The 3,206-nt window shown below is 60.6% G+C and carries 4 protein-coding genes; 3 read left to right on the top strand and 1 reads right to left on the bottom strand.

What is annotated here, in order from left to right:
- Positions 1–303: 303 nt before the first annotated feature.
- From rarD to AAC083_RS14470, 3 genes are all read left to right on the top strand, one after another.
- Positions 304–1,206, top strand: a complete 903-nt coding sequence (gene rarD / locus AAC083_RS14480; RefSeq protein WP_042033958.1) for an EamA family transporter RarD — start codon at positions 304–306, stop codon at positions 1,204–1,206.
- Between the two features lie 67 nt (positions 1,207–1,273).
- Positions 1,274–2,092, top strand: a complete 819-nt coding sequence (locus AAC083_RS14475; RefSeq protein WP_108536975.1) for an AraC family transcriptional regulator — start codon at positions 1,274–1,276, stop codon at positions 2,090–2,092.
- 116 nt (positions 2,093–2,208) lie between these two features.
- Entirely contained in the window at positions 2,209–2,856 is a 648-nt protein-coding gene (locus AAC083_RS14470) for a LysE family translocator (RefSeq protein ID WP_108536974.1), read from the top strand.
- Positions 2,857–2,992: 136 nt separating this feature from the next.
- On the opposite strand, the gene AAC083_RS14465 is transcribed toward AAC083_RS14470, so the two are convergent.
- A partial coding sequence (locus AAC083_RS14465; RefSeq protein ID WP_146181685.1) for a hypothetical protein occupies positions 2,993–3,206 on the bottom strand: 214 nt, incomplete at its 5' end.

The raw sequence follows: 3,206 nt of genomic DNA, 5'->3' as shown, positions 1-3,206 counted from the left end.
AAAAATGTTATTTTTTCTGGGAAGTGTACTGTTTCTGGTGATAGGACTGCCGCTGCTGTTCTACCTGCTGGGACAGGGTGAGGCCTATGTGACCTGGGGTCCATGGATCTCCGCCATCGCACTCATGCTGTGGTTGCTGGCGGACGTCGAGAAGATCCGTCGCGGCGGGGGCCGCTGAGCAGAGAAGCCTGTCGTTAAAATCCGCTGATTATCATTTATTCACTTCTTTCCCTCCAAAAGGATCGCTACACTGATTTTTTTCGATGTTTTCCAGCATCCGACTCTCCAGTGAAGGTTATCCGCATGCAGCAACAAGCTCAGCGTCAGGGCATCATCTATGCCTTGTGCGCCTATACCCTTTGGGGCCTCGCCCCCATCTATTTCAAGACCATCTCAGCCGTACCGGCCCCCGAAATCCTGACCCATCGCATGATCTGGTCCTGCGTCCTGCTGATGGTGCTGACCTTGCTAGGCCGCCAGTGGCACAAGGTGCAGGCCGTGCTGCGCCAGCCCAAAGTGCTGCTCACCCTGGCCTTTACCTCAGTCACCGTCGGCGGCAACTGGCTGCTCTTTATCTGGGCCATCAACAACGGCCACATGCTGGATGCCAGCCTCGGCTACTACATCAATCCGCTGTTCAACGTGCTGCTCGGCATGCTGTTCCTGAGCGAGCGGCTGCGCCGCCTGCAGTGGTGGGCAGTGGGACTGGCGGTGATCGGTGTCGCCGTCCAGCTCATCGCCTTCGGCTCCCTGCCCTGGATTGCGCTGGTGCTGGCCTCCAGCTTTGCCATCTACGGCCTCATCCGCAAGAAGCTGGCTCTCGATGCCCTCACGGGCCTGCTGATCGAGACCATGATCATGCTGCCGCCGGCCGCCATCTACCTGTGGGGATTCGCCGACAGCCCCACCAGTCACATGACAGAAAACGGCTGGCAACTGAACCTGCTGCTGATCGCCGCCGGTGCAGTCACCACGGCGCCCCTGCTCTGCTTCACCGCCGCCGCCACCCGGCTCAAACTCTCCACCCTGGGTTTCTTCCAGTACATAGGCCCCAGCCTGATGTTCATACTGGCGGTCACTCTCTACGGGGAAGAGCTGGCGCTGGACAAGCTGATCACCTTCGGCTGCATCTGGAGTGCGCTTGTACTGTTCAGTCTGGACGGGTTGCGCAGCGGCAAGCGGCGCAGGGCGGCCAGCCAGAGTTGACGCCATGGCTCATCGACGCTGCAATAATCTACAAGCCAACATTCGGATTTCAGGTTATCAATAGTCGATGAGCCCTCCCCCATCCCGCATCCACTACTGGCAATCCCGGCTGTTGCCGGGGGTTGAACTCTCGCACTCCCACCACAGGGAGTTCAGCTATGGCCGCCACGTTCACCTGGACTATCACATTGGTCTGGTGCAGCAGGGCGGCCAGAAATTCATCCACAAGGGCAGCAGCCACAATCTGGTACGTGGCCAGCTCTCCACCGTCAACCCGGACGAAATGCACGACGGCCTCAGCCTGCAGCCAGAAGGGTACGAGGTGCGGGTGTTTGCCATTGATCCCGAACAGCTGGCACGTTGGCTGCCAGATAGCCCGGACCCCTTCTTCGACAAGGGCTTGCAGAGCCGCCCCGACCTCTATCAGGGCTTCGCCCAGCTGCACATGTATCTGGATAATCCCCAACCGGACGGCCTGCTGGCGGAGAGTCAGCTGCTCGCTCTGCTCGGCGAACTGCTGCACATCGCACCTGAGCGCCACGCCCTAGCGGATCCACAGCTCAGATACCTGCGGGACTATCTGCTGGCCCGCCTGGATGAACGCCACAGTCTGGAAGATCTGGCCGCCCTGTTCGGGCTGGATCGCTTCGCCTTCTTGCGCCAGTTCAAGAAAAAGACCGGCATGACCCCCTATGCCTGGCTCAAACGGCTGCGACTGGAGCAGGGCAAGCGCCTGCTCGGCAGCGGTCTGCCGGTGAGCGACGTGGCACTGGCGGTCGGCTTCTTCGACCAGAGCCACTTTCACCACGGTTTTCGACAGGCATTCGGGCTCACCCCGGCGGACTACCGCCAACAGATGCAATCTTTTACGGGCCAGCCCGGCTAGATAAGGACCATGACAGCCCAAACCAGCTGATGACCGTCAGCAGATGCAATCTTTTACAATCTCCCCCAGCCCTGATCCCCCATGCTTCCCCCTCATACTGTCGTTGAGGTTTTGCCATGTTCACCAGCCTGTTTCTGACCATAGGTCTCATCCATCTTGTCGCCCTGGCGAGCCCGGGACCGGACTTCGCGCTGATCCTGCGCACCAGTCTGCACAGACCCACGGCCCTGGGGGCCGCGTTCGGCATAGCGCTGGCGATCCTGGTACACGCCACCCTCAGCCTGACCGGCATCAGCCTGCTGATCGCCGAACATCCCTGGTTGTTCATGGCGGTGAAGGTGGTCGGCGCCCTCTATCTCGGCTGGCTCGGTTGGGGAGCAATCAAGGCCGCCTGGCGCAGTTCGGCAGCGCTGGCCTTCAAGGCGGGAGGTGAGCAACAGGGCTGGCGCAAGGGGGTATGGAACGGGCTCGCCACCAATCTGCTCAATCCCAAGGCACTGCTGTTCTTCATGGGATTGCTGGCGGCCATGGTGACACCGCAGGTGGACGGGCTGACGCGCGGCCTGCTGGTGCTGGAGCTGTTCCTGCTCTCTTTGGTCTGGTTCGGCGTGCTGGCCTGGAGCCTATCCACCCCGCGGGCCCAACGCCTGCTTGGTCGTATCCAGCGCCCGCTCAATCTGGTCACGGGTCTGCTGTTCGGCGCCGTCAGCCTCTCCATCCTGACCGGTATGGCCGGCGAGGCATATGCTCTGGTCCCGCACTGATCTCCCCCTGGCTTCATGAAAAAGAGGGATGGCCTGAGCCATCCCTCTTTGCATTCACACGGATAAAGACCCGCATCACAATCTGGCTCACACCGAACACCACTGACGGTGGCGCTTGATGGCCAGGCTTATCCCGTCAGAACCACTGACCGTGGCGCTTGATGTAGATGGTCTTGATCGCCTGAGTCAGCCCCATGTAGGCCAGCATGGTGATCACCAGCCACATGAAGTACTTGGGCGCTTCCAGAGTGATAAAGCCGAAGTGCTCCGCCAGCGGCGAAAACGGCAGGTAGCAGCCGATAGCGATGGCGATGGAGGTCGACAACAGCACCGGCAGGGTAGCCGTACTC

The sequence above is a fragment of the Aeromonas sp. HMWF014 genome (assembly GCF_963878295.1).
Taxonomy (GTDB): Bacteria; Pseudomonadota; Gammaproteobacteria; order Enterobacterales; family Aeromonadaceae; genus Aeromonas; species Aeromonas popoffii.
The sequence above is the reverse complement of the archived record's forward strand: the minus strand, read 5'-3'. Positions and strand labels throughout refer to the sequence as shown.

Excerpts from the sequence above, each read along its gene's own strand:
- AAC083_RS14475 (WP_108536975.1), top strand. The coding sequence starts at position 1,274 with ATGAGCCCTCCCCCATCCCGCATCCACTACTGGCAATCCCGGCTGTTG.
- rarD (WP_042033958.1), top strand. The coding sequence starts at position 304 with ATGCAGCAACAAGCTCAGCGTCAGGGCATCATCTATGCCTTGTGCGCC.
- AAC083_RS14470 (WP_108536974.1), top strand. The coding sequence starts at position 2,209 with ATGTTCACCAGCCTGTTTCTGACCATAGGTCTCATCCATCTTGTCGCC.